Source organism: Amycolatopsis sp. NPDC051061 (assembly GCF_040682935.1).
GTDB lineage: Bacteria > Actinomycetota > Actinomycetes > Mycobacteriales > Pseudonocardiaceae > Amycolatopsis.
The window spans coordinates 155,413-176,797 of record NZ_JBFBBZ010000012.1; the positions used below are offsets into that span (position 1 = coordinate 155,413).

The 21,385-nt window shown below is 70.6% G+C and carries 23 protein-coding genes; 12 read left to right on the top strand and 11 right to left on the bottom strand.

Features of this window, described 5'->3' with window-relative positions:
- The first annotated feature begins 15 nt into the window (after window positions 1-15).
- Window positions 16-882: a hypothetical protein gene (locus AB0N03_RS18570; RefSeq protein WP_364372724.1), complete on the top strand. Its 867-nt coding sequence runs from the start codon at window positions 16-18 to the stop codon at window positions 880-882.
- Between the two features lie 60 nt (window positions 883-942).
- Here AB0N03_RS18570 and AB0N03_RS18575 read toward each other — a convergent pair whose 3' ends face one another.
- From AB0N03_RS18575 to AB0N03_RS18590, 4 genes are all read right to left on the bottom strand, one after another.
- Window positions 943-1,809, bottom strand: coding sequence for an aldehyde dehydrogenase family protein (locus AB0N03_RS18575; RefSeq protein ID WP_364372727.1), 867 nt, complete (start codon window positions 1,807-1,809; stop codon window positions 943-945).
- A complete protein-coding gene (locus AB0N03_RS18580; protein WP_364372729.1) occupies window positions 1,802-3,235 on the bottom strand; it encodes an aldehyde dehydrogenase family protein in 1,434 nt (477 codons plus the stop codon). Before AB0N03_RS18580 ends, AB0N03_RS18575 begins: the two co-directional genes overlap by 8 nt.
- On the bottom strand, window positions 3,235-4,209 hold the full coding sequence (gene deoC / locus AB0N03_RS18585) for a deoxyribose-phosphate aldolase (protein WP_364372731.1): 975 nt from the start codon (window positions 4,207-4,209) through the stop codon (window positions 3,235-3,237). Before deoC ends, AB0N03_RS18580 begins: the two co-directional genes overlap by 1 nt.
- Window positions 4,210-4,293: 84 nt before the next feature.
- Complete coding sequence (locus AB0N03_RS18590; protein ID WP_364372964.1) at window positions 4,294-4,908, bottom strand: DUF1707 domain-containing protein; 615 nt, start codon at window positions 4,906-4,908, stop codon at window positions 4,294-4,296.
- An 85-nt stretch (window positions 4,909-4,993) separates the two neighbouring features.
- On the opposite strand from AB0N03_RS18590, the gene AB0N03_RS18595 reads away from it, so the two are divergent.
- From AB0N03_RS18595 to AB0N03_RS18605, 3 genes are read left to right on the top strand one after another with little or no spacing between them, the layout of a single operon-like run.
- Window positions 4,994-5,416 carry a protein-tyrosine phosphatase family protein gene (locus AB0N03_RS18595; protein WP_364372733.1) on the top strand — a complete coding sequence of 141 codons (423 nt, stop codon included), beginning with the start codon at window positions 4,994-4,996 and terminating at the stop codon, window positions 5,414-5,416.
- 5 nt (window positions 5,417-5,421) lie between these two features.
- Window positions 5,422-6,045 (top strand): uracil phosphoribosyltransferase, encoded by a 624-nt coding sequence (gene upp / locus AB0N03_RS18600; RefSeq protein WP_285482509.1) that lies wholly within the window; start codon window positions 5,422-5,424, stop codon window positions 6,043-6,045.
- Between the two features lie 4 nt (window positions 6,046-6,049).
- Complete coding sequence (locus AB0N03_RS18605; protein WP_364372736.1) at window positions 6,050-6,994, top strand: pentapeptide repeat-containing protein; 945 nt, start codon at window positions 6,050-6,052, stop codon at window positions 6,992-6,994.
- 3 nt (window positions 6,995-6,997) lie between these two features.
- Here AB0N03_RS18605 and AB0N03_RS18610 read toward each other — a convergent pair whose 3' ends face one another.
- Window positions 6,998-7,597, bottom strand: a complete 600-nt coding sequence (locus AB0N03_RS18610; RefSeq protein WP_364372739.1) for a TetR/AcrR family transcriptional regulator — start codon at window positions 7,595-7,597, stop codon at window positions 6,998-7,000.
- 84 nt (window positions 7,598-7,681) lie between these two features.
- On the opposite strand from AB0N03_RS18610, the gene AB0N03_RS18615 reads away from it, so the two are divergent.
- The 8 genes from AB0N03_RS18615 to AB0N03_RS18650 all read left to right on the top strand — a co-directional run bounded on the left by AB0N03_RS18615 (window position 7,682) and on the right by AB0N03_RS18650 (window position 16,194).
- On the top strand, window positions 7,682-8,083 hold the full coding sequence (locus AB0N03_RS18615; RefSeq protein ID WP_364372742.1) for a MerR family transcriptional regulator: 402 nt from the start codon (window positions 7,682-7,684) through the stop codon (window positions 8,081-8,083).
- 50 nt (window positions 8,084-8,133) lie between these two features.
- Window positions 8,134-9,057, top strand: coding sequence for an aldo/keto reductase (locus AB0N03_RS18620; RefSeq protein ID WP_364372966.1), 924 nt, complete (start codon window positions 8,134-8,136; stop codon window positions 9,055-9,057).
- Window positions 9,058-9,141: 84 nt separating this feature from the next.
- Window positions 9,142-10,683, top strand: a complete 1,542-nt coding sequence (locus tag AB0N03_RS18625; RefSeq protein ID WP_364372745.1) for an NAD(P)-binding domain-containing protein — start codon at window positions 9,142-9,144, stop codon at window positions 10,681-10,683.
- Window positions 10,683-11,756 carry an alpha-hydroxy acid oxidase gene (locus AB0N03_RS18630; protein WP_364372748.1) on the top strand — a complete coding sequence of 358 codons (1,074 nt, stop codon included), beginning with the start codon at window positions 10,683-10,685 and terminating at the stop codon, window positions 11,754-11,756. The genes AB0N03_RS18625 and AB0N03_RS18630 overlap by 1 nt, the downstream gene beginning before the upstream one ends.
- On the top strand, window positions 11,753-13,018 hold the full coding sequence (locus AB0N03_RS18635) for a cytochrome P450 (protein ID WP_364372751.1): 1,266 nt from the start codon (window positions 11,753-11,755) through the stop codon (window positions 13,016-13,018). Before AB0N03_RS18630 ends, AB0N03_RS18635 begins: the two co-directional genes overlap by 4 nt.
- The gene (locus AB0N03_RS18640) at window positions 13,015-14,295 is read left to right on the top strand and encodes a cation:proton antiporter (RefSeq protein WP_364372754.1); all 1,281 of its coding nucleotides are present in this window, start codon (window positions 13,015-13,017) and stop codon (window positions 14,293-14,295) included. The genes AB0N03_RS18635 and AB0N03_RS18640 overlap by 4 nt, the downstream gene beginning before the upstream one ends.
- 64 nt (window positions 14,296-14,359) lie before the next feature.
- Complete coding sequence (locus tag AB0N03_RS18645) at window positions 14,360-15,007, top strand: response regulator transcription factor (RefSeq protein WP_364372757.1); 648 nt, start codon at window positions 14,360-14,362, stop codon at window positions 15,005-15,007.
- Entirely contained in the window at window positions 15,004-16,194 is a 1,191-nt protein-coding gene (locus tag AB0N03_RS18650; RefSeq protein ID WP_364372760.1) for a HAMP domain-containing sensor histidine kinase, read from the top strand. The genes AB0N03_RS18645 and AB0N03_RS18650 overlap by 4 nt, the downstream gene beginning before the upstream one ends.
- Before the next feature lie 154 nt (window positions 16,195-16,348).
- Here AB0N03_RS18650 and hisS read toward each other — a convergent pair whose 3' ends face one another.
- The 6 genes from hisS to AB0N03_RS18680 all read right to left on the bottom strand — a co-directional run bounded on the left by hisS (window position 16,349) and on the right by AB0N03_RS18680 (window position 21,351).
- Window positions 16,349-17,638, bottom strand: a complete 1,290-nt coding sequence (gene hisS / locus AB0N03_RS18655; RefSeq protein ID WP_364372763.1) for a histidine--tRNA ligase — start codon at window positions 17,636-17,638, stop codon at window positions 16,349-16,351.
- Between the two features lie 24 nt (window positions 17,639-17,662).
- A complete protein-coding gene (locus AB0N03_RS18660; protein WP_364372766.1) occupies window positions 17,663-18,052 on the bottom strand; it encodes a hypothetical protein in 390 nt (129 codons plus the stop codon).
- 87 nt (window positions 18,053-18,139) lie between these two features.
- A complete protein-coding gene (locus AB0N03_RS18665) occupies window positions 18,140-19,303 on the bottom strand; it encodes an amidohydrolase family protein (RefSeq protein WP_364372769.1) in 1,164 nt (387 codons plus the stop codon).
- Between the two features lies 1 nt (window position 19,304).
- On the bottom strand, window positions 19,305-20,432 hold the full coding sequence (locus AB0N03_RS18670) for an MAB_1171c family putative transporter (RefSeq protein WP_364372772.1): 1,128 nt from the start codon (window positions 20,430-20,432) through the stop codon (window positions 19,305-19,307).
- Window positions 20,429-20,950, bottom strand: coding sequence for a hypothetical protein (locus AB0N03_RS18675; RefSeq protein ID WP_364372774.1), 522 nt, complete (start codon window positions 20,948-20,950; stop codon window positions 20,429-20,431). Before AB0N03_RS18675 ends, AB0N03_RS18670 begins: the two co-directional genes overlap by 4 nt.
- Window positions 20,947-21,351, bottom strand: coding sequence for an XRE family transcriptional regulator (locus tag AB0N03_RS18680; protein ID WP_364372777.1), 405 nt, complete (start codon window positions 21,349-21,351; stop codon window positions 20,947-20,949). Before AB0N03_RS18680 ends, AB0N03_RS18675 begins: the two co-directional genes overlap by 4 nt.
- Window positions 21,352-21,385 lie beyond the last annotated feature (34 nt).

The window sequence follows — 21,385 nt, forward strand, 5'->3', positions numbered from 1 at the left end:
GCTGCGGGCGGGAAAATGCGACGAAGAATGCTGGCCGTGGTGTTGACGATTCCCTTCCTGGCGGTCGCCGGCTGCGGTGACGGCCCGGTCGGCGGCGCGGCGGCCCCGGCCCCGGTGGCCGCCACGACGACGGCGCCCAGCGTCTCGCCGTCGTCCGCCACTTCGACCTCGCCTTCCGCGTCTTCCCGTGCTGTGGTACCGACTCCGACTCCGCCGTCGACGACACCGGTCCGCGGCTGCCGCAGCCCGGAGTTCACGACGTCCGACGCCGACGGCGGCTGGTCGGACGGCGGCTACTACGTCCACAACAACATGTGGAACGCGGACGAAGCAGGCCCGGAAACGCTGCGCGCGTGCGCGTACGACAACTGGTACGTCGATTCCACCCAACCCGAATCGACGTCGGTGAAAACCTATCCGAATGTGCACAAGGACATCAACGACCAGAACGGGAAACCGTTCAACGACTATTCGGTGATCAAGACGACGTTCGCGGGCCGCGGCCCGGGCGTGGGCATCTACGACGTGGCGTACGACCTGTGGCTGAACGGAGTCGGCGACGGGGCCGGCGTCAGCGAGCTGATGGTGTGGACGGAGAACCTGAAGCAGCAGCCCTCGGGCGACAAGCTGGCGACGTACACGGCCGGAGGGGCGACGTACGACGTCTGGGCGGACGACGACGGGTACGTGGCGTTCGTTTCGCGGGCGACGCAGTACTCGGGGAGCCTCGACCTGAAGGCGATGATCGCCTGGTCGATCGGGAAGGGGCTGATCCCGCCCAACCCGACGGTGAACCAGATCGGCTACGGGATCGAGTTCTGCTCGACCGGTGGTGGCAAGGCGAGGTTCACGCTGACGGACTTCTCGGTGACGATGAGCTGACTGCCATGAGGGACACCTTCATGGCTCTGCAGGCCATGAAGGTGCCCCTCATGGAAGAACTCAGACGCCCAGCGGGTGCCAGACCGTCTTCGCCTCCAGGTACCTCCGCAGCCGGGCCAGATCCGGCGCCGCGGTCCAGTCCGGCTCCGCCTCCGGGACCGTCAGTACCCGCTTCACCGTGTTCGCCGCTTCGCGTGCCAACCCCGGGCGGTCCTCCGCCGCGGCTCCCGTCGGGTCCAGGGCGTTGACGTCGCCGTGCGAGGCCAGCCAGGACCCCAGCTCCGATGCCCGCCCCGTCAGGATGTTCGCCACTCCGCCCGGGACGTCCGAGGTCGCCAGGACTTCCGACAACGTGATCGCCGGCAGGGGCCGCTCCGCGCTCGACACCACCACCGCCGTCGAACCCGTCGCCAGGACCGGGGCCAGCACGCTGACCAGGCCCAGCAGTGACGACTTCTGCGGCGCCAGCACGCCGATCACGCCGGTCGGCTCCGGCATCGTGAACGAGAAGTACGGGCCCGCCACCGGGTTGGCCGAACCCAGGACCGACGCGATCTTGTCCGTCCAGCCCGCGTACCAGACCCAGCGGTCGATGGCCGCGTCCACACTGGACTCGGCCTTCTTCGCGGCCAGGCCCTCCGACGCCGACACCTCCGCGATGAACTGGTCGCGGCGGCCTTCCAGCACCTCGGCCACCCGGTAGAGCACCTGGCCGCGGTTGTACGCCGTCGCGGCCGCCCAGCCCGGGAACGCCTTGCGGGCCGCCACCACCGCGTCGCGGACGTCCTTGCGGGACGCGTGCGCCGCGTTCGCCAGGAACTTGCCCTTCGCGTCCGTCACCGGGTAGACCCGGCCGGACTCCGAACGCGGGAACTTGCCGCCGAGGTACAGCTTGTACGTCTTCGCGACGGAAATCCGGTCAGACATTCAGGTACGCCTCCAGCCCGGTGCGGCCGCCTTCGCGCCCGAAGCCGGATTCCTGGTAGCCGCCGAAGGGGGCGGTGGGGTCGAAGCGGTTGAAGGTGTTGGCCCAGACCACGCCGGCGCGCAGCTGGTTCGCCATCCACAGGATCCGGGAGCCCTTTTCGGTCCAGATGCCGGCCGAAAGCCCGTACGGCGTGTTGTTCGCCTTCGAGACGGCCTCGTCCGGCGTGCGGAACGTCAGCACCGACAGCACCGGGCCGAAGATCTCCTCGCGCGCGATCCGCATCGACTGCTGGACGTTCGCGAACACCGTGGGGGCGAAGAAGAACCCGCGGTCCGGCACCGGGCACGGGCTGGTCCAGCGCTGCGCGCCCTCGGCGTCACCGGACTCGACGAGCCCCTGGATCTTCGCCAGCTGCTCGGCCGAGTTGATCGCGCCGACGTCGGTGTTCTTGTCCAGAGGGTCGCCGACGCGCAGCGTCGAGACGCGGTAGCGCAGCTTCTCCAGCACCTCTTCGGCGATGGACTCCTGGACCAGCAGCCGCGAGCCCGCGCAGCAGACGTGACCCTGGTTGAAGAAGATGCCGTTGACGATGCCCTCGATGGCCTGGTCGAGCGGCGCGTCCTCGAACACGATGTTCGCGGCCTTGCCGCCCAGCTCCAGCGTGAGCTTCTTCGCGGTGCCCGCGACTTCGCGCTGGATGGCCTTGCCGACCTCGGTCGAGCCGGTGAAGGCGATCTTGTCGATGTCGCCGTGCTCCACAATGGACGCGCCGATGTCGCCCGCGCCCGGCAGGATGTTGACCACGCCCGGCGGCAGTTCGGCCTGCTGGCAGATCTCGGCGAACACCAGCGCGGTCAACGGCGTCGTCTCGGCGGGCTTCAGCACCACCGTGTTGCCGGTGGCCAGCGCCGGCGCGATCTTCCAGGCCAGCATCAGCAGCGGGAAGTTCCACGGGATGATCTGGCCCGCGACACCCAGCGGACGCGGATCGGCGCCGTACCCCGCGTATTCGAGCTTGTCCGCCCAGCCGGCGTGGTAGAAGAAGTGCGCCGCCGCCGTCGGGATGTCGGAGTCGCGCGACTCCTTGATCGGCTTGCCGTTGTCGAGGCTCTCCAGCACGGCCAGCTCGCGCGAGCGCTCCTGGATCAGCCGCGCGATGCGGAAGAGGTACTTCGCGCGCTCGGTGCCCGGCATCTTGGACCAGACATTCGTAAAAGCCTTGCGCGCGGCCTTCACCGCGATGTCCACATCGGACTTCGACGCCGTGCCGACCTCGGCCAGCACCTCTTCGGTGGCCGGGTTGATCGTCTTGAGCGGCTCACCCGAGCCGTCGACGAACGCGCCGTCGACGAACGGCTTGTAGTGGTCCTTCAGGTTCGCGATGGCGCGCGACTCGGGCGCCGGTGCGTACTCGAAAACAGGCATCAGTCCACCGTCACGTAGTCGGGGCCGCTGTAGTGGCCGTCCACCTGGGTGCGGCGCTGCAGCAGCAGGTCGTTGAGCAGGCTGGACGCGCCGAAGCGGAACAGGTCCGGGACGAGCCACTGCTCGCCGGCGACCTCGTGCACGGCGACGAGGTACTTGATCGCGTCCTTCGTGGTCCGGATGCCGCCGGCGGGCTTGACGCCGCGCAGCTCGCCGGTCTGCGCGTGCCAGTCGTGGACGGCCTGCAGCATGATGTGGGTGACCGGCAGCGTCGCGGCGGGGGAGACCTTGCCGGTGGACGTCTTGATGAAGTCACCGCCGGCGAGCAGCGCCAGCCACGACGCGCGCCGCACGTTGTCGTAGGTCGCCAGCTCGCCGGTCTCGAGGATGACCTTGAGGTGGGCGTCTCCGCAGGCGGCCTTGATGGCCTGGATCTCCTCGAAGACGTCCATGTAGCGGCCCTCGAGGAAGGCGCCGCGATCGATCACCATGTCGACTTCGTGCGCGCCGGCGTCGACGGCGATCTTGGTGTCGGCCAGCTTGATCTCGCGGCTGGTGCGGCCCGCGGGGAAGCCGGTGGCGACGCTCGCGACGTGGACGCCGCTGCCCTTGAGCGCCTCGACGGCCGTGGCGACCATGTCCGGGTACACGCAGACGGCGGCGACACGCGGGGTGTCCTGGCGTTCGGGATCGGGGCGGACGGCTTTCGCGGCGAGCGCCCGGACCTTGCCGCGGGTGTCGGCGCCCTCCAGCGTGGTCAGGTCGACCATGGAGATGGCGGTGTCGATGGCCCACCGCTTGGCGTCCTTCTTGATGCTGCGCGTGCTGAGGCCCGCCGCGCGCTGCTCGACGCCGACCTGGTCGACACCGGGCAGCCCGAGCAGGAAGCGGCGCAGGCTCGCGTCGTCGCGAGTCGCGTCCACCAGCGGTGCCGGGGTGGCCGGCGCCGCTGACGTGCTGGTCGTGGCTGTCATGCGCCTGAGTCTAGGCGGCGGGTCCGGCAGTGCGAGGCCCCATCGGCTGTGACGCTGAGTGCGTAGCGCGTCACAACGCCGAGGTCAGGCCCCTTCGATCTGCGGCGGTTCCGACCGCTGAGCCGCCTTCCGGTACACCACGACCCCGCCCCAGAACGCCAGCCCGTTGATCTTCACCGTCGGCGCCGTCGCGGGCGCGGGCGGTGCTCCCGACTTGTCCTCCAGCAGGAACCCGCCCATGAACCCGATCCCCGTCACGTCGACGTTGATGTCGTCCGGGACCGTGATCTGGATGCCGCCCATGATCGCGACCGCGGTGATCGTGCAGTTCCGGTCCGCGAAACGCGCTTGGCGCAGGTCGATCTCCGCGCCGCCCCAGAACGCGAAGCTGTTGTGCTGCGGGGGCAGGACCCAGCTGCCCTTGCGGACCGCTCCGGACAGCACGCCGATCGACACCGGGCTGCCCGGGTGGCCGCCGATGCGCTGGTCGGGGAACCCGAGCGCGCGCGTGGTCGCCGGCTCGATCGCCGCCGACGTGGACGGCAGGTCCACCGTCACCGGTTTGAGGTCGCCGAGCGTCTTCGCCGCGTATACCGTCGTGAGCCGCTCTTCCAGCTCGTTCACGGTGATCCGCCCTTCCGAGAGGGCGTTGTGCAGCACCTGCGCGACGCGCTCGCGGTCCGCGTCGGAGGCCCTCATCTGATCGGGCGTCAGTTCGCTCACCCGGCGGAGCTTAGCGGCGAAAACCACCCTGCGTGTCCAACTTCCGGAGGACACTGGGCCGATGGTCGAATTCCCTGACGGCGTCCAGGTCCGAGGTCGCGGGCTGGGGCGCCCGCGGCCCGACGAACCCGAGCCGGACTTCGGGCTCTACCTGGGCACGAGCCGGCTGCGGCGCAAGCACGGCGGGGGCATCACCTGGCCGCACGAATGGGTCACCTGGCCGGACTTCCTGCTGCCCACCAAGCCCGCCGAAGCACGCCGGCAGATCAAGGCCCTCCACGAACGAGCCAAGACGGAAACCGTCGAAGTCGCCTGCTACGGCGGCGCCGGGCGGACCGGCACGGTGATGGCCTGCCTGGCCGTCCTCTCCGGCGTCCCGGCCGACGAAGCCGTCGCCTGGGTGCGGGAGCACTACCACGAACGCGCCGTCGAAACGCCCTGGCAGCGCGGCTGGGTGAAAAGGTTCGCGGGACGGCTAGATTGACCCGCATGGATGTGCACGTCGTCGATCACCCCCTCGCGAAGGCCCGGCTCTCCACGATGCGCGACGCGCGCACCGACAGCGCCGCGTTCCGGGCCGCGCTGCACGAGCTGACCGTCATGCTGGTCTACGAAGCCACGCGCGACGTGCCGGTCAAGACCGAGCGGATTCACACGCCGGTCGCGCGCACCGAGGGCTACAAGCTGGCCAAGCCGCCGCTGCTCGTCCCGGTGCTGCGGGCCGGCCTCGGCATGGCCGACCAGGCGCACAAGCTGATCCCGGACGCGCAGATGGGCTTCGTCGGCCTCGCGCGCGACGAAGAAACCCTGAAGCCGACGCCGTACCTCGAATCGCTGCCGGAGTCGCTCGCCGACCGGCCGGTGCTGGTGCTCGACCCGATGCTGGCCACCGGCGGCTCGATGGAGTACACGATCCGGCTGCTCACCGACCGCGGCGCGGACGACGTCACGGCCATCTGCGCGCTGGCCGCGCCGGAAGGCCTGGCGCACCTGGAAAAGACCGGCCTGCCCGTCCGCGTCGTCACCGCCAGCATCGACGAGCGCCTCAACGACTCGGGCTTCATCGTCCCGGGTCTCGGTGACGCGGGTGACCGCCAGTACGGTGCTGTCTAAAGCCTTGCCCGTCCTGAAGTGGCGGTGGGTCGCGGTGGCCGGCGCCGTGGTCGCGGTCGTCACGGCCGGCCTGCTGTGGCTGTTGCTGGGCTGGTCCGGGTCGCCGGACGCGCCGGTGCGCATCGACGCCGTCAAGACGGCGTTCGGCATCGGCGCCGGCGCGGGCGGCATCTTCGCGCTGTGGCTGGCGACGCGCCGCCAGCGCACGATGGAGCTGCAGCTCGCCGAGACGACCCGCGTCGCGGGCGTGACCGAACGCGATCTCGAGGAGCGGCGGGTCACCGAGCTGTACACGAAGGCCGTCGAGCAGCTCGGCAGCGACAAGGCGCCGGTGCGGTTCGGCGGGTTTTACGCGCTGGAGCGGCTCGGGCAGGACAACCCGAAACAGCGTCAGACGATCGTGAACGTGCTGTGCGCGTACCTGCGGATGCCGTTCAAGGCCCCGAAAACGGGCCTGCGCGGCCGGACCGGCGCGGAGCTCGGCGAGGACACGGATCCCGAACTGCTGGTCCGCCTGGCCGTGCAGGAGCTGCTCAAGACGCACCTGAGCCACGAGGACCCGGGCTACTGGCCGGGGATGTCGGTCGACCTGCAGCGCGCCGTCCTGGTCGACTTCCGGCTGAGCGGCTGCACCCTGGCCGCCGCGGACTTCAGCCGCGCCCGGTTCGTCGGCGCGGTCCACATCCGCGGCACGACCTTCACCCGCCGGGCGGGGTTCTACGGCACGCAGTTCACCGACATCGCGAACTTCGACCAGTCGGTCTTCGAGGAGGGCGTGTTCTTCTCGTGGGCGCACTTCGCCCGGGACGTCCGCTTCACCCGGATCCGCTCGGGCGGCCTGTTCCAGTGCTCCCACACGCATTTCGAAGGGGGAGCCGACTTCGAGGGAGGCGAACACGAGGAACTCGACCTGGCGGACGCCCGGTTCCCGCCAGACGAGACCGCGTGAGCGCTACGGCCGAGAGCGCAGCCAGCCGGAGGCGTTCGCGCGCAGGGCCGTCTCGTACGAGCCCGTGACGTCGAACTCCTCCGGCAGGTTGCCGGTCAGCTCCAGGGAGACGAGCCCGTGCACGAAGGCCCAGCAGCCGACCGCGACCGTCTCCGGCGGGACGTCGAGGAAGACGCCGTCGGCGATGGCCCGGCGGATGATCGCCTCCAAGGGCTCGAGGGTCTTCCTGGCCAGTTTTTCGGCGTCTTCGTTGGGCTCGAACCCGGGCACCGACCTGGTGAACATGATTCCGTAGAGGTTCGGGTCGGCCAGCGCGCTGGCGCGGTAGGCGCTGCCGAGCGCGACGAGGTCGCCGACCGGGTCGCCGGTCAGCACGGTGCCGGCCATCCGGGCGCCGAAGCGGCGGAAGCCTTCGGTGTAGAGGGCGTTCACCAGATCGGGTTTGCTGCCGAAGAGGGAGTACACGGCGGTGGTCGACGTCCCGGCGTCGGCGGCCAGCTTCCGCAGGGAAAGCGCCTTGGGCCCGTCGGCGGCGATGAGCTCTCCGGCGCGGTCGAGGAGCTTCAGCCGCAGCGCTTCGTCGTGGGTCCGTGGTCGAGCCATGTACGCAGCGTATCGGAACGCTGTTATAAATGGCCAGGGTGAAGAGTTGACCTGGAGTGCACTCCAGGTCGTAGTGTCGAGCTCATGAGCTACTCGATAGCGGAAGCCGCGCGACGTAGCGGACTGTCGATCGACACTCTCCGGTACTACGAGCGCATCAAACTGCTCGACCCGCCCGCTCGGGACACCGCGGGCCGCCGGGCCTACTCCGACGACGACCTCGGCTGGCTGGGGTTCCTGACCAAGCTGCGCACCACCGGGATGCCCATCAAGAGCATGCGCGAATACGCGTCGCTGCGCCGCCACGGCGTCGCCAGCGCGGGCCGCCGCAAGGCTCTGCTGGTGGAGCAGCGGCGGTCGGTCGCCGAGCGGATCGCCGAGCTGCAGGGCTGCCTCGACGTCCTGGACTACAAGATCGAGAACTACGCCCAGGTCGAGCGGAAGGTGCTCGGCGTGGAACCCGACATGGAGGAGATTTCCGCGTGAAGACCAGGAAGCTCGGCGGCCTGGAGGTCAGCGCCCAGGGACTCGGCTGCATGGGGATGAGCCAGGCCTACGGCGTCCGCGACAACGACGAAGAGTCGATCGCGACGATCCACCGGGCCCTCGACCTCGGCGTCACGCTGCTCGACACCGCGAACGTCTACGCCGACGGCGTCAACGAGGACCTGGTGGGCCGCGCGATCGCCGGCCGCCGCGACGAGGTCGTGCTCGCGACGAAGTTCGGCATCGTGTGGACCGACGGCGCGATGAGCGCCCGCGGTGACGCCGAGTACGTCAAGCAATCCTGCGACGAGTCGCTGCGCCGGCTCGGCGTCGACCACATCGACCTGTACTACCAGCACCGCGTCGACCCGGACACGCCGATCGAGGAGACCTGGGGCGCGCTGGCTTCGCTCGTGGAAGCCGGGAAGATCCGGTACGCCGGGATTTCCGAGGCGAGCGCGGCGACGATCCGCGCCGCGCACGCGGTGCACCCGGTGACCGCGCTGCAGAGCGAGTGGTCGCTGTGGACCCGTGGCATCGAGGGCGAGATCCTGGACACGTGCCGGGAGCTCGGCGTCGGCGTGGTGCCGTTCTCGCCGCTGGGCCGCGGTTTCCTGACGGGCGCGGTGAAGTCGATGGCGGACCTGCCGGAGGACGACATGCGCCGCGGCCTGCCGCGGTTCGCCGAGGGCAACTTCGAGCGCAACATGGCGATCGTCGACGCGCTGCGTGCGCTGGCGGATTCGAAGGGCGTCACGGCGGGGCAGCTGGCGCTCGCGTGGGTGCAGTCCCACGGCGAGGACGTCGTGCCGATCCCGGGGACGAAGCGCCGCAAGTACCTCGAGGAGAACGTGGCGGCGGCTTCGCTGGAGCTGACCGCGGACGACCTGGCGGCCATCGCGGCGGCCGCGCCGGCGGAGGCCGTGGCGGGGGAGCGCTACCCCGAACGCCTGGCCCGCGCCGCCGGCAAGTAAGCAACTTCCTCTGAGCCTTTTCTGAGATCTCCGGAGCAGGCTCGGCGCCGATCAAGGTCGGTGCCGAGCCTGCAGGAGGTCGTCGTGGAGGAAGTGCTCGATTATCTGGTCGTCGGGGCCGGGCCCGCCGGGTTGCAGCTGGGGCAGCACCTCGGCCACGCCGGCCACCGGTACCTGGTGCTGGAGGCCGGTTCCGCGCCCGGCCACTTCTTCGAGACCTTCCCCCGGCACCGCACGCTCATCTCCATCAACAAGAAGCACACCGGGTACGCCGACCCGGAGCTGCGCATGCGGATGGACTGGAACTCGATCCTGACCGAGGGCGGCGACGACCAGCCCGTCTTCACCGACTACAGCGAGAAGCTCTTCCCGGACGCTCCGGACTTCCTGCGCTACCTCGCCGACTACGCGGCGAAGCACAACGTCGACGTCCGCTACGACACCCGGGTGACGCGCATCCGCCGCGACCCGGAAAGCGCTGTCTTCATCCTCACCGCCGGTGACACGGAGTTCAAGGCGCACCGGCTGGTCATGGCCTCCGGCGTCACCAAGCCGTACCTCCCGCAGTTCCCCGGCGTCGAGCTGATCGACCAGTACGTGGACGTCGACGTCGACCCGAAGAGCTTCACCGACCAGCGTGTCCTGGTGCTGGGCAAGGGGAACTCCGCCTTCGAGACCGCCGACAACCTCATCGAGACCGCCGCGGTCGTGCACGTCGGCGGCCCGCGGCCGGTGAAGCTCGCCTGGCGCACCCACTTCGTCGGCCACCTCCGCGCCTACAACGCGGGCATCCTCGACATGTACCAGCTCAAGCTCCAGCACGCGATCCTCGACGGCGACGTCCGCGAGGTCCGCAAGGACGCCGACGGCTACCACGTCAAGTTCGCCTTCGCCCGCGCCGACGAGGTCATCAAGGAGATCCGCTACGACCGCGTCATCGGCTGCACGGGCTTCCGCTTCGACGCCGAACTCTTCGACGAGGACTGCCGTCCCCAGCTCACGATCAACGACCGCTTCCCGGCGCAGACGCCGGACTGGGAGTCGGTCAACGTGCCCGGCCTCTACTTCGCCGGCACGATCACGCAGGTCCGCGACTTCAAGAAGGCCACCAGCGCGTTCATCCACGGCTTCCGCTACGGCGTCCGCGCGCTGGCCAAGGTCCTGAACGAGCGCCACCACGACACGCCGTGGCCGAGCACCGAGCTGCCCGCCAAACCGGACGCGCTGACCGACGCCGTGATCACCCGGATCAACCGGACTTCCGCGCTGTACCAGCAGTTCGGCTTCCTCGGTGACGCGCTGATCGTCGACGGCGACACCGCCCGCTACCTCGAAGAGGTGCCGGTGGATCGCGTCCTCCAGGATCCCCCCGACGACGCCTACATCGTCACCCTCGACTACGGCCCCGACCACGACAAGATCGACCCGTTCGACTTCGTCGCGCGCGCCGCCCAGGACAAAGCCAACGACCACGGCGAAGGCCACTACCTGCACCCGATCGTCCGCCACTACCGCCGCGGCGAGCTGGTCGCGACCCACCACGTCACCGAGAACCTCGAGAACGAGTGGGACAACGAAGAGGTGCACGTCGGACCGCTGACCGCGTTCTTCGCCCGGGAGCTGTGATGCGCACGATCGCGGAGTTCGAGGCGGCGGCCCGGCAGCGCCTCGACCCGGTGCACTACGACTACTTCGCGGGTGGCGCGCAGGACGAGATCACGGTGGCGGAGAACGAATCGGCGTTCAAGAAGCTGCGGCTCCTCCCGCGGGTCCTGCGCGGCAGCGACAAGCGCGACCTGAGCCTGACCCTGCTCGGGACGCCGTCCTCGATGCCGATCCTCGTCGCGCCCACGGCGTTCCACCGGCTCGCGCACGCCGACGGCGAGCTCGCCACGGCGAGGGCGGCCGCGCGGGCGGGCACGATCATGATCGTCAGCATGGCCTCGACCACGGCGATCGAGGACATCGCCGCGGCGGCCCGCGAGGTCGCGCCGGACCCGGGCCTGTGGTTCCAGCTCTACCTGCAGCCCGATCTGGAGTTCACCGAGGCGATCGTGCGCCGGGCCGAAAACGCCGGCGTCAAGGCGTTCGTCGTGACCGTCGACTCGCCGGTGCTCGGCCGCCGCGAGCGCGACGACCGCAACGACTTCCACGACCTGCCGCCGGGGCTGGTCGTGGAGAACCTCCGCAACCTCGACCTGGAGAACCGCAGCGGCGGCAACGCGAGCCACGTCCGCGAGATCGTCATGTCGGCCGGGCTGAGCTGGGACCACATCGCGTGGCTGCGGGGCAAGACCAAGCTCCCGGTGCTGATCAAGGGCGTGCTCCACGCCGAGGACGCGCGCCTGGCGGTGCACCACGGCGTCGCCGGGATCGTCGTGTCCAACCACGGGGGCCGCCAGCTCGACACCGTGCCCGCCACGATCGACGTGCTCCCCGAGATCGCGGCGGCCGTCGGCGGGGCGATACCCGTGCTGCTCGACGGCGGGATCCGCCGCGGCACCGACGTCGTCAAGGCGCTGGCCCTCGGCGCGGACGCGGTCGGCGTCGGCCGGCCGGTCGTGTGGGGGCTGGCCGCGGGCGGTCGCGAAGGCGTCACGCAGGTCCTGGAGCTGCTGCGCGACGACTTCGACCAGGCGCTGGCCATGTGCGGTGGCCGGTACCCGGCCGACCTCACCCCGGACCAGGTGCGCCGGTGATCGGGAAAGCGCTTGCCGCGGCCGCGCTGGTGACCGCGCCGGCGTGGCTCCCCGCCCGGGTCGTCGCGCTGCGGATGCGGATCTTCGAGCTGGTCAACGGCCAGGACGTGGTGACGATCCCGGGGGAGCAGGTCGGCGTCGGGGATTTCCGGCGCGTCTACGCCGACCCCGCGGCGAACGGCCGCAGCCGCGGCGCCGCGCTCTCCGACCTGTTCTGGTACTGGCTCGCGCCCGGGCCCGAAGTGCACCAGGAGCACCTCGAAGCCGGGCCGCGCTACGACGAGGTCGCCAAGTGCACCCGGCACATCCTGGTCCGGTCCAAAAAGGACTCCGAGGAGCTCGCTCGCCGCGTAGCCGCGCACGTGCTCGACGGTCTCGACGGCGGCCTGCGCCGGATCCGCGACGAGATGATGCCGATCTGGGCCGAGCTCTACTACGAGCTGGTGTTCGACGAGCCGTGCCCGCCGGAGGCGCGCGACCTGATCGTCGGCCACGCCGACGACGTCGTCTCGGCGCTCAAGTGCGTGCGGCCTCGCAACATGCGTCGCCGGGCCCGGTTGACGAAGTACCTGCGACGGCGCCTCGCCGACGTCCCGCACCCGCTGCCGCAGTCCCTGACGCCGGAGGAGCAGGCCTTCTACCTGCAGGGCACGTTCTTCAACACCGCCGTCGTGCAGATGTCCGAGGCGATGGCGCACCTGCTGATGATCATCGCCCAGCGCCCGGAGGTGCAGCGGCGGCTCGTCGAGCACCCGGACGACGACGCCTACCTGGACCAGGTCATCGACGACGGGCTGCGCGAGTACCCGCTGTTCGGCATCGCGCACCGGATCTCCACCGCCGACATCGACCTCGCGGACCTGACCATCCCGGCGGGCACGGTTCTGTGCTTCAGCTACCCGGGCTTCGCGGCGCAAACCGCGAAGGACGAGTTCATCCCGTTCGGCGTCGCGCAGAACCGCGCGTGCCCGGCCCGCGGCCTGGCCCCGCCGACCATGCGGGTCGTGACGCGCGAAGTCCTGCGCCGGTTCAGCCTCGCCTCGACGGCCCGGCACACGCGCTCGATCCCCAACCGCGGCCCGGCGCTGCTCACGCCCCGCGGTGCGCGCCGCAAGCGTGCGCCGCTGGTGTGGCTCGCGGTCCGCGACCGCTGGGAAGACGTCTGGCGCAGCTTCGCCCAGCTCGTCTTCGGCACGTACATGGTGCTCGACGCCCGCAAGCAAGCCCTCTGCTCGACCTACTTCGCCGGAGGAAACTCATGACCCCGTCCGAAGCGGCACCGCTGTTCTTCCTCGCTGTCGTGGTGATCCTCCTGGTGGTCCGGATCGTCTGCATGATCGCGGTCAAGCTCGGCCAGCCACCGGTGGTCGGCGAGATGGTCGCCGGCGTGCTGCTCGGCCCCTCGCTGTTCGGGCTGCTGCTGCCGCACGTCCAGGCGGAGCTGTTCCCCGACGGCATCAAGTCCCTGCTCTACGTCGGTGGCCAGATCGGCCTGGTCATCTACATGTTCGGCGCGGGCTACGAGTTCAACCTGCAGAGCATCCGGAAGTCGAAGAAGTCGGTCGCGGCGATCTCCTCGGCCGGGACGCTGGTGCCGCTGACCCTCGGGATCGCGGTCGCGGTGCTCGGCACGTCGTGGATCGGCATCGGCAAGGAAGGCGTCTCACTGGTGACGTCGGCGGCGTTCGTCGGGGTGGCGGTGGCGATCACGGCGTTCCCGATGATGGTCCGGATCATCACCGAGCGCGGGATCGGGTCGACGAAGTTCGGCTCGCTGGCCCTGGCCTGCGGTGCGCTCGACGACGTGCTGGCGTGGCTGCTGCTGGCCGTCGTGCTGGGGATGCACGCGGGGTCGGCCGGGCCGATCGCGCTCGCGCTCGGCGGCGGCCTGCTGTTCGCGTTGCTGGTGTTCATCGTCGGGCGCCGGCTCCTGACCCGGCTGATGGGCAGTGACCGGGTGAGCGTCGACCAGCGGGTGCTCATCACCGCGATGACGCTGTTCGCGGCCGCCTGGTTCACCGACACGATCGGGCTGTACGCGGTGTTCGGCGCGTTCACCGTCGGGGTGGCGTTCCCCCGCGGTGCGGCCTCCGACGCCGTGCTCGCGAAGATCATGCCGATCGGGTCGATCGTGTTCGTTCCGCTGTTCTTCACCTATTCCGGCCTGAACACCCGGTTCGCGCTGCTCGCCGACCCGAAGCTGCTCGCCTTCGCGCTGCTGACGGTGGCGGTCTCGATCGTCGGCAAGCTGGGTGCGTCCTGGGGCGCGGCCCGGCTGGCGGGGGAGCCGCAGGCGATCGCGACGCGCGTCGGCGTGCTCGTCAACGCCCGCGGGCTGATGCAGCTGATCGCGCTCAACGTCGGCTTGGCCGCGGGGATCGTTTCGCCGGCGTTGTTCACGGTGCTGGTGCTGGTGGCGTTGGTCACCACGATCATGACCGCGCCGGTGCTGAGCTGGCTCGACCGCCGCGATGCCCGCAAGGGGACCACCGAGGTGCTCCTGATGGCCGAACCGGTCCCGGTGACCGGGAAAAGTTGATAGTTCAATTTCGGAAAATCACTGCCAGTATGGACTCGTGCACGATGGGGCGACAAAACCGAGAGTGCTGCTCGTCGAAGACGACCGGGAGCTGGCGGGCATGCTCGCCGAGCTGCTCGCGGACGAAGGCTACGAGAGCGACGCGGCGCACGACGGCCAGCGGGGTCTGCACCTCGGGCTCACCGGGCGGTACGACGTGATGATCATCGACCGCCGCCTCCCGGTGCTGGACGGCCTCGAACTGCTCGCCCGGCTCCGGGCGCGCGGGGTGACCACGCGCGTCCTGGTGCTCTCGGCGCTGGGCGAGCTCGCCGACCGCGTCGGCGGGCTCGACGCCGGCGCCGACGACTACCTCGTCAAGCCGTTCGAGGCCGAGGAGCTGCTGGCCCGGTTGCGGGCGCTCGGCCGCCGCGACCTCGAAGGCGCGGAGAGTCTTCCGGTCGGCGCGGCGGCCCTCGACCTGCAGCGGCACGAGGTCGTGCTGCCGCGCGGCGAGCGGATCACGCTGTCCGGGCGGGAGTTCGAGCTGCTGCGGACGCTGGCCCAGCGGCCCAAGGCGATCCACCCGCGGGCGTCGCTGCGCACGCACGTCTTCGCCGACTCGACCGGTGAGTCCATTGTGGACACTTATGTCTACTACCTGCGGCGCAAGCTCGGCCGCGACGTCGTCCGGACCGTGCACGGCCTCGGCTACCAGATCGGCGCGGTATGAGAGCCGACCCGGAAGAGCGGGCCCTGCGGCGGGCTCGGTGGGCGATCACCGCGCAGATCGCCGTCGTGGTGTCGATGCTGGTGGCCGTCGCGGGCGGGATCGCCTACGGGATGATGTTGTCCCGGCAGCACGCGGAGGCCGACCGAACCCTGAGCAGGACGATCGAGCTCGGCCCCGCGGCGACCCCGCCCGGCTGCGTCTGGCTGTTCACCCCGGCGTTGCACGCGCCTTCGGGAACGCCACCGGCCGGGATGCCGATCCCGGCGCTGACCGCGAGGGTGCCTTCGCCCGGCGACGTCCACACGGAACGCCGCCCGATCGGCGGGATGACGTACACGATCCGCGTGGAGAACCGCGGCGGCGTGGTCTCCCAGGCGTTCTTCGAGGAGGTCTACCAGATCCAGGACCGCTCGTCGCTGGTGTCCGGGCTCGTGGTCGCGGAAGTGCTGGCGCTGCTCGCGGCCGTGCTGTGCGGCCGGGTGCTGGCCTGCCGGGCGATCCGGCCCCTGGCCGACGCGCTGCGGCGGCAGCGGACGTTCGTCGCGGACGCGTCCCACGAACTGCGCGCCCCGCTGACCCGGCTGCACACGCGGGCGCAGCTGCTGGCCCGGCGCGCGTCCGGCCGGGACGCCGACGACCTCGCGCAGCTGGTGCGCGGGACGCGGGAGCTCGGCGACGTCGTCGAGGACCTGTTGCTGTCGGCGCAGGCGTGCGACCGGCCGGAGTTCGAGCTGGTCGAGCTGGGTGGGCTCGCCGAGGAAGCGGTCGCGGCGGAAGCGGTGCGCGCGGGGGAGGGCGACGTCCGGCTCGCGGTGTCCCGGGAGCGGCGGCCGTACGTCGTCCAGGGCGTCCCGACGGCGTTGCGGCGGGTGCTTTCGGCGTTGCTGGACAACGCCTTGGGCCACACCCCGCCGGGCGGCTCGATCGAGGTGTGGCTGGGCGTGCCCGACGAAAGGCACGTGGAGCTGCGAGTCCGCGACACGGGCGTCGGCTTCCCGGCGGCCGACGCGGACCGCATCTTCGAGCGGTTCGCCCGCGGCTCCGACGGCGACGGCCGCCGGTTCGGCCTGGGCCTGGCGCTGGTCCGCGAAGTGGTGACGGGCCACGGCGGCACGATCGCGGCGGCCGGCCGCCCCGGCGACGGAGCAACGTTCACCCTGCGCTTGCTCCGCGCCGACCCCGCGTGATCAGAGAGTCGACACGCGTGTCTGAAGGGTCGACACGCGTGATTGGAGGGTCGACACGGCGGGCTCGGCCGGGCTTCGTCGTGTTGACCGCTCAATCACGCGTGTCGACTCCCCAATCACGCGTGTCGACCTCCTGATCACGCGAGATCGGTGTTCAGGCCAGCAGGGCCTGGACCGCGGCGGGGGCGTCGGCGGTTGCGACCGAGGTTTGCTCGCGCGTCGCGAGGCTGCGGACCGTGACGTTGCCCGCCGCCCAGTCCTCCTGGCCGACGATCACGACCGCGACCGCGCCCGCCTTGTCCGCGCGGGTCAGCTCCTTGCCCAGCTTGCGGTGCTCGATCGGCGTCGACGTCCGGAGCCCGGCGGCGCGCAGCGACGACGCCACCGAGCGGGCCGCGTCCGCGAGGTCCTCGGTCACCGGGATCACCGTGACGTCGACCTCGCTGCGCGGGGCCGGCGCCAGGCCGTGCGTGTCGAGGAAGTCGATCAGCGTGACGTCGCCCATGCCGAAGCCGATGCCCGGGATCTGCTGCGGCGTGAACATCGACGCGAGGTCGCTGTAGCGGCCGCCGCCGAAGAGCGCGCGGCGGTTCTCCGGCGAGGTGTCGAAGACCTCGAACACGGTCGACGTGTAGTACGCCAGCCCGCGCACGATCATCGGCTCGTACTTCACCAGGCTGCCCGCGCTGCTGTTCAGCACGCGCACGAGGTTCGACGCCTCGCGCACCTCGGCCGGCAGCTCGTCGAGCAGGGCCTCGCCGGCGCCGAGCGTCTCGGCCAGCTTCTCGAACTGCTTGTCCGAGAGCCCGATCTCCGCGGCGCTCTCCGCCAGCTTCTCGCGCGGGTACTTCTCCCAGCGGTCGACGAGCGTGAACACCTGGGCCAGGTGGTCCTCGGAGACCCCGGCGACGTCGGTGAGCGCCGACGTCAGCAGGTTCCGGTCGTTGACGCGCAGCACGAACATGTCCGGCGTCGCGCCGAGCGCGGCCATCATGTCGTGGATGAGCTCGAAGATCTCGATCTCGCAGTTGGCGCTGTCCGAGCCGAAGATGTCGGCGTTGATCTGCCAGTGCTCGCGCACGCGCCCACGTTGCGGCGCCTCGTACCGGTGGCAGTTCGGGTGGCTGTACCAGCGGACGGGGAACGACAGCGACTTCGCGCTCCCGGCGATCATCCGCGCCACCGACGGCGTCATCTCCGGGCGCAGCGCCAGCCGCCGCCCGCCCTTGTCGGTGAGGGTGTACAGCTGCTTGTCGGCGAGCTCCTGACCCGACTTCCGCTCGTAGATCTCGGCCGATTCGAGGATCGGGCCGTCGTAGCGGAGGAAGCCGCGGCGCTCGAGGACGTCGTAGAGATGACCGAACACCTGCGTCCGGACGGACATTTCGGCGGGCAGGAAGTCCCGGGTCCCCTTGTAGGGCGCGGTCGGCAGGTATTCAGGCACGTCACCCAGCTTAACGACCGGCGCTCAGGCGAAGGCGACCCCATAGGCCGTGAGCAGCGTGCCGGCGGCGAGGAGCACGGCGCCGGTGGACGTGACGCGCCCGCCGAGCTTGCCCCGGTTCGGGAGCAGGTGGAGGAAGAACCCGCCGGATTGGGCGAGGATCCCGAAAAGCAGCAGGAAGCAGGTGATCCACAACGTCGGGTCGGACAGCGTCGTCCGGCTGAGGATCTGCAGCGCGACGAGGGCGAGGATCAGGAGGACGCCGGCGTGCGCGTGGCCGGCGCGGAACATCGCGCGCTGGTGTTCGGTGAGCTTCCGGTCCCGCAGGACGCCCATGAGCGCGTAACCGCCGTACATCACGGTCGGCAGCGAAACCAGGGCGATCACGGTGAAGAGCTGGGTGGGTCCGTGCATCGGGGGACTCCTTGTCCGGTGAGGTCGCGGCTACAGTAACACTGTTTTAAAACACTGTCACCAAACTGGCCTTCCCTGGTCGGGAATCTAGGCCGCGCGGCCCTGGGCCAGCACCAAGAGGGGGTTTCGCAGGGCGGCGAGCGACGCTAGCGGGTCACCTTCGACGACGAGCACGTCCGCGGCGAGGCCTGGCTCGAGCCGTCCGGTCACCTCGGCCAGCCCCAGCCCGGCCGCGGAATCCTCGGTCGCGATCTCCAGGATCCGGCGGCGGGGAAAACCAAGCCACTCGTACAGCTCCAGCGCTCCCACCGGGTCGTCGAACACCGATCCCGGCAGGCCCGCGTCCGTCCCCGCCAGCAACCGGACCCCGTGTTCCTCCAGCCAGGGCAGCCGCCCGTACATCGCCTGAGCCGTCTCGTCGCCCAGCTTCTCGACGATCACCCGCCAGTTGCGGCTGCTCGTCGAACACGCCGAAATCCCTTGAGCGGCCATCCGCTTCGCCACCGGCTCGCGCCGGTCGAACGACCGCGGCCCGGTCAGGAAGCTGCAGTGCTCGACCGTCGACACCCCGGCCTCGACCGCCGCCTCGATGGCGTCGGCGCCGTGAGCGTGCGCCGCCACCGGCAGCCCGTGCGACGCGGCGTGCGCGACGATCAGGGACAGCTGCCGGGCGTCGAACTGCGACTCCCACATGTCCGCGCCGCCCTCGGTGATCTGGCCGCCGCTCGCCATCACCTTGATCACGTCCGCGCCCGCCGCCGCGTTCGCGTCGATCAGCGCGCGGATCGAATCGTCGGAAGTGACCGCGCCGCCGAAGAAGTGGCAGTGCCCGTCCGGCACCGTGATCGGCGGGCCCGACACCAGCAGCCGCGGGGCCACCTCGTCCGAGAAGGACTCGCGGACCGCCGCGCCCAGGTGGTCGCGGTCGCCGAGGTCCCGCACCGTCGTGACGCCGCTGCGCAGCATCGACGAAAGCCGCGAACGCGCGCCGTCCAGAAGGGCGCCGTCTTCCAAATGCGCCAGCATCTCGCGAGACGCGTCGAAGGCCAGGTGCACGTGGACGTTGAACAGCCCGGCCAGCGCGGTGCCGGTGGGAAAGTCGTGCCGCGAGGCATCCGGCGAAGCCTGCGCGACGACGTCCGCGCGCGGACCGGCCGCCACGAGCACCCCGTCGCGCACCAGCACCGCGCCGTCTTCGATCGGCATCGACGGCCGCGGCAGCACCCGGCCCGCCGTGATCAGCGTGTCCACGTCAGGCCCCGCTCTCCATCGCCGCCGACAGCGCCAGCAGCGGCCGGACGTCCGATTCGATGTCGTCCGCCGGTGCGGGCAGGACCTGCTTGGCGTGGCCGTCGCTCCCCTCGCCGGCCGCGTGCCGCGCCAGCGCCGCCTTCAACGCGGCCGCCGCCGCACCGGGATCGGTGGCGACGACTTCGCCGAAGTCCGCGGCCAGGTAGGGCGACAGCTGCACCAGGCCGTCCCGGATCTCGATCACCCGGCGGTAGTGCACGCGGTGGATGCTGCGCGGGGAAAGGCGTTCGCCGCGCCGGCGCGGCGGCGTCCGGAGCACGATGCTGGGGAACGCCCGGACCAGAACCGTCCACAAGGGACCCAAGGCGTCGTGCTCGCGGCGGTGCTGGCGCCGGCGCCGCAACGCCGAGACGCGCGCCCGCACGCCGGGGTAGGTGACGCCGAGCAGGAACAGCATCCCGCCGACGATCACGAACGGCACCCCGAGCAGCAGCAGGACCTTGACGACCGGGCCGAACGCCCACGCCACCACGATGTACAGCGCGCGGAAGATGCTGCCCGCGGCCGCGCAGGCCATGCCGGCCGCGCCCATCCGCAGCCCGATCCGCAGGTTCCGGTCGGCCACCCGCAGGTAGCGCACGATCCACGCCGTGCAGGCGATCAGGCCGTAGATCAGGTACAGCCCGGCGCCGAGGTAGAACGACGCGATCCCGCTGTCGTGGATCGTCGACGGCCCGAGCGGGAGCCCGCGCAGCTCCGGCGCCGTCAGGGCCATCGTGACGATCATCAGCGTGATCGCCGCGGCCAGCGGCACCAGTTCCACCACCACCCGGCGGTAGCGCCGCGGGCCCAGCGCCGAGCCGAGGAAGAAGATCACCAGCGCGCACACGGCGCACGCCAGCAGCGCGTTGTTGACCACGCGTGCCGCGCCGAGGCCGAGGACCGCGTCGATTTCGTCGGACACGGCTTCCTGTTGCAGCAGGAACGCCGCCGCGAACCCGGCGATGCACGCCGTGACGGCCCAGTTCGGCACCGTCGGTGCGCGCTGCACCTGGTAGATCCGCCACGCCAGGGCAGCGGCGAACAGCACCATCGCGAGAACGTTCACGGGGCTGAAAAGTGTGCTCACAACCACCCTTGGTGATCGCCGAGCGTCCCCTGGATCCGGCGGAGATCCCGGTCCGCAGCACGCCGCGGGATCGTGTAGTTCAGGACCGACGCCCACTCGAGGATGATGGTCGCGACGGTCTCGGCTTCCCACTCGTGCGCGTCATCGTAGGACGTCCGCCGCAGTGCGCGGTGTACTGCATCCGGGTCAAGATCCGGAGCGGGCCCGCGCAGGAAGTCCGCCGGCGCGGCGTCGCCGTGCGGGTGGTGGTCGGCCAGCATGTGCCCGAGCTCGTGCAGGATGATGTGGTCTTGGTGGGGTTTCGTCGTTTCGGCCTGGTAGAAGATGTAGTCCGCCGACGACGTCGCGATCCAGCAGCCGAACGGCCCGGGCACTTCCAGCGGGTAGGCCATCAGCCGGATCGGCTTCCGCCGTTGGTCCCCCAGCCGCGCGCACAGCACCTCGACGTCGAGCGGCGGGCCGATGTCGAGCTGCTTCAGCAGCGTGCGGCAGCGGCGGCGCAGCTCCCGTTCCTTCATCGCGCGGCGTCCTCCGGGTTCCGGCCCTCGCGTTCGGCCCGTTCGTAGCGCTCCACCAGCTCCAGCAGGTCCATGACCTGCCGCCGTCCCTGCGGCGAGAGCTCCTGCGCCCGCATCGCCATCAGCTGCGCTTCCCCGGCCGGGGGCGCGGCCGCTTCTTCGTCGAAGAAGTACGTCACGGGCACACCGAACAGCCTCGCCAGGGCCTCAACATAGTGGATCTTCGGGTTGACGCGCTTGCCCGTGGCCAGCTGCTGCAGGTAGGCGGGCGACATCGCCGGCCCGCCCGCCCGCTCGACGGCGGCCGAGATCTCCCGGTAGCTGTGCGGCGCGCGGCCGTCCAGCCGAGCGGCCTCGATCAGGGCGCTCAGGCGCTCCGCGAAGGTGCGTTCCCGTGTCATACCCGCCCCCTAGGTTTCCACCGTGAAAATTCTA

Bases quoted from the DNA above. Each gene is read 5' to 3' on its own strand.
- AB0N03_RS18570 (WP_364372724.1), top strand. From the start codon at position 16: ATGCGACGAAGAATGCTGGCCGTGGTGTTGACGATTCCCTTCCTGGCG.
- AB0N03_RS18575 (WP_364372727.1), bottom strand. From the start codon at position 1,809: ATGTCTGACCGGATTTCCGTCGCGAAGACGTACAAGCTGTACCTCGGC.
- AB0N03_RS18580 (WP_364372729.1), bottom strand. From the start codon at position 3,235: ATGCCTGTTTTCGAGTACGCACCGGCGCCCGAGTCGCGCGCCATCGCG.
- deoC (WP_364372731.1), bottom strand. From the start codon at position 4,209: ATGACAGCCACGACCAGCACGTCAGCGGCGCCGGCCACCCCGGCACCG.
- AB0N03_RS18590 (WP_364372964.1), bottom strand. From the start codon at position 4,908: ATGAGGGCCTCCGACGCGGACCGCGAGCGCGTCGCGCAGGTGCTGCAC.
- AB0N03_RS18595 (WP_364372733.1), top strand. From the start codon at position 4,994: ATGGTCGAATTCCCTGACGGCGTCCAGGTCCGAGGTCGCGGGCTGGGG.
- upp (WP_285482509.1), top strand. From the start codon at position 5,422: ATGGATGTGCACGTCGTCGATCACCCCCTCGCGAAGGCCCGGCTCTCC.
- AB0N03_RS18610 (WP_364372739.1), bottom strand. From the start codon at position 7,597: ATGGCTCGACCACGGACCCACGACGAAGCGCTGCGGCTGAAGCTCCTC.
- AB0N03_RS18615 (WP_364372742.1), top strand. From the start codon at position 7,682: ATGAGCTACTCGATAGCGGAAGCCGCGCGACGTAGCGGACTGTCGATC.
- AB0N03_RS18620 (WP_364372966.1), top strand. From the start codon at position 8,134: ATGGGGATGAGCCAGGCCTACGGCGTCCGCGACAACGACGAAGAGTCG.
- AB0N03_RS18630 (WP_364372748.1), top strand. From the start codon at position 10,683: ATGCGCACGATCGCGGAGTTCGAGGCGGCGGCCCGGCAGCGCCTCGAC.
- AB0N03_RS18640 (WP_364372754.1), top strand. From the start codon at position 13,015: ATGACCCCGTCCGAAGCGGCACCGCTGTTCTTCCTCGCTGTCGTGGTG.
- AB0N03_RS18650 (WP_364372760.1), top strand. From the start codon at position 15,004: ATGAGAGCCGACCCGGAAGAGCGGGCCCTGCGGCGGGCTCGGTGGGCG.
- AB0N03_RS18660 (WP_364372766.1), bottom strand. From the start codon at position 18,052: ATGCACGGACCCACCCAGCTCTTCACCGTGATCGCCCTGGTTTCGCTG.
- AB0N03_RS18675 (WP_364372774.1), bottom strand. From the start codon at position 20,950: ATGAAGGAACGGGAGCTGCGCCGCCGCTGCCGCACGCTGCTGAAGCAG.
- AB0N03_RS18680 (WP_364372777.1), bottom strand. From the start codon at position 21,351: ATGACACGGGAACGCACCTTCGCGGAGCGCCTGAGCGCCCTGATCGAG.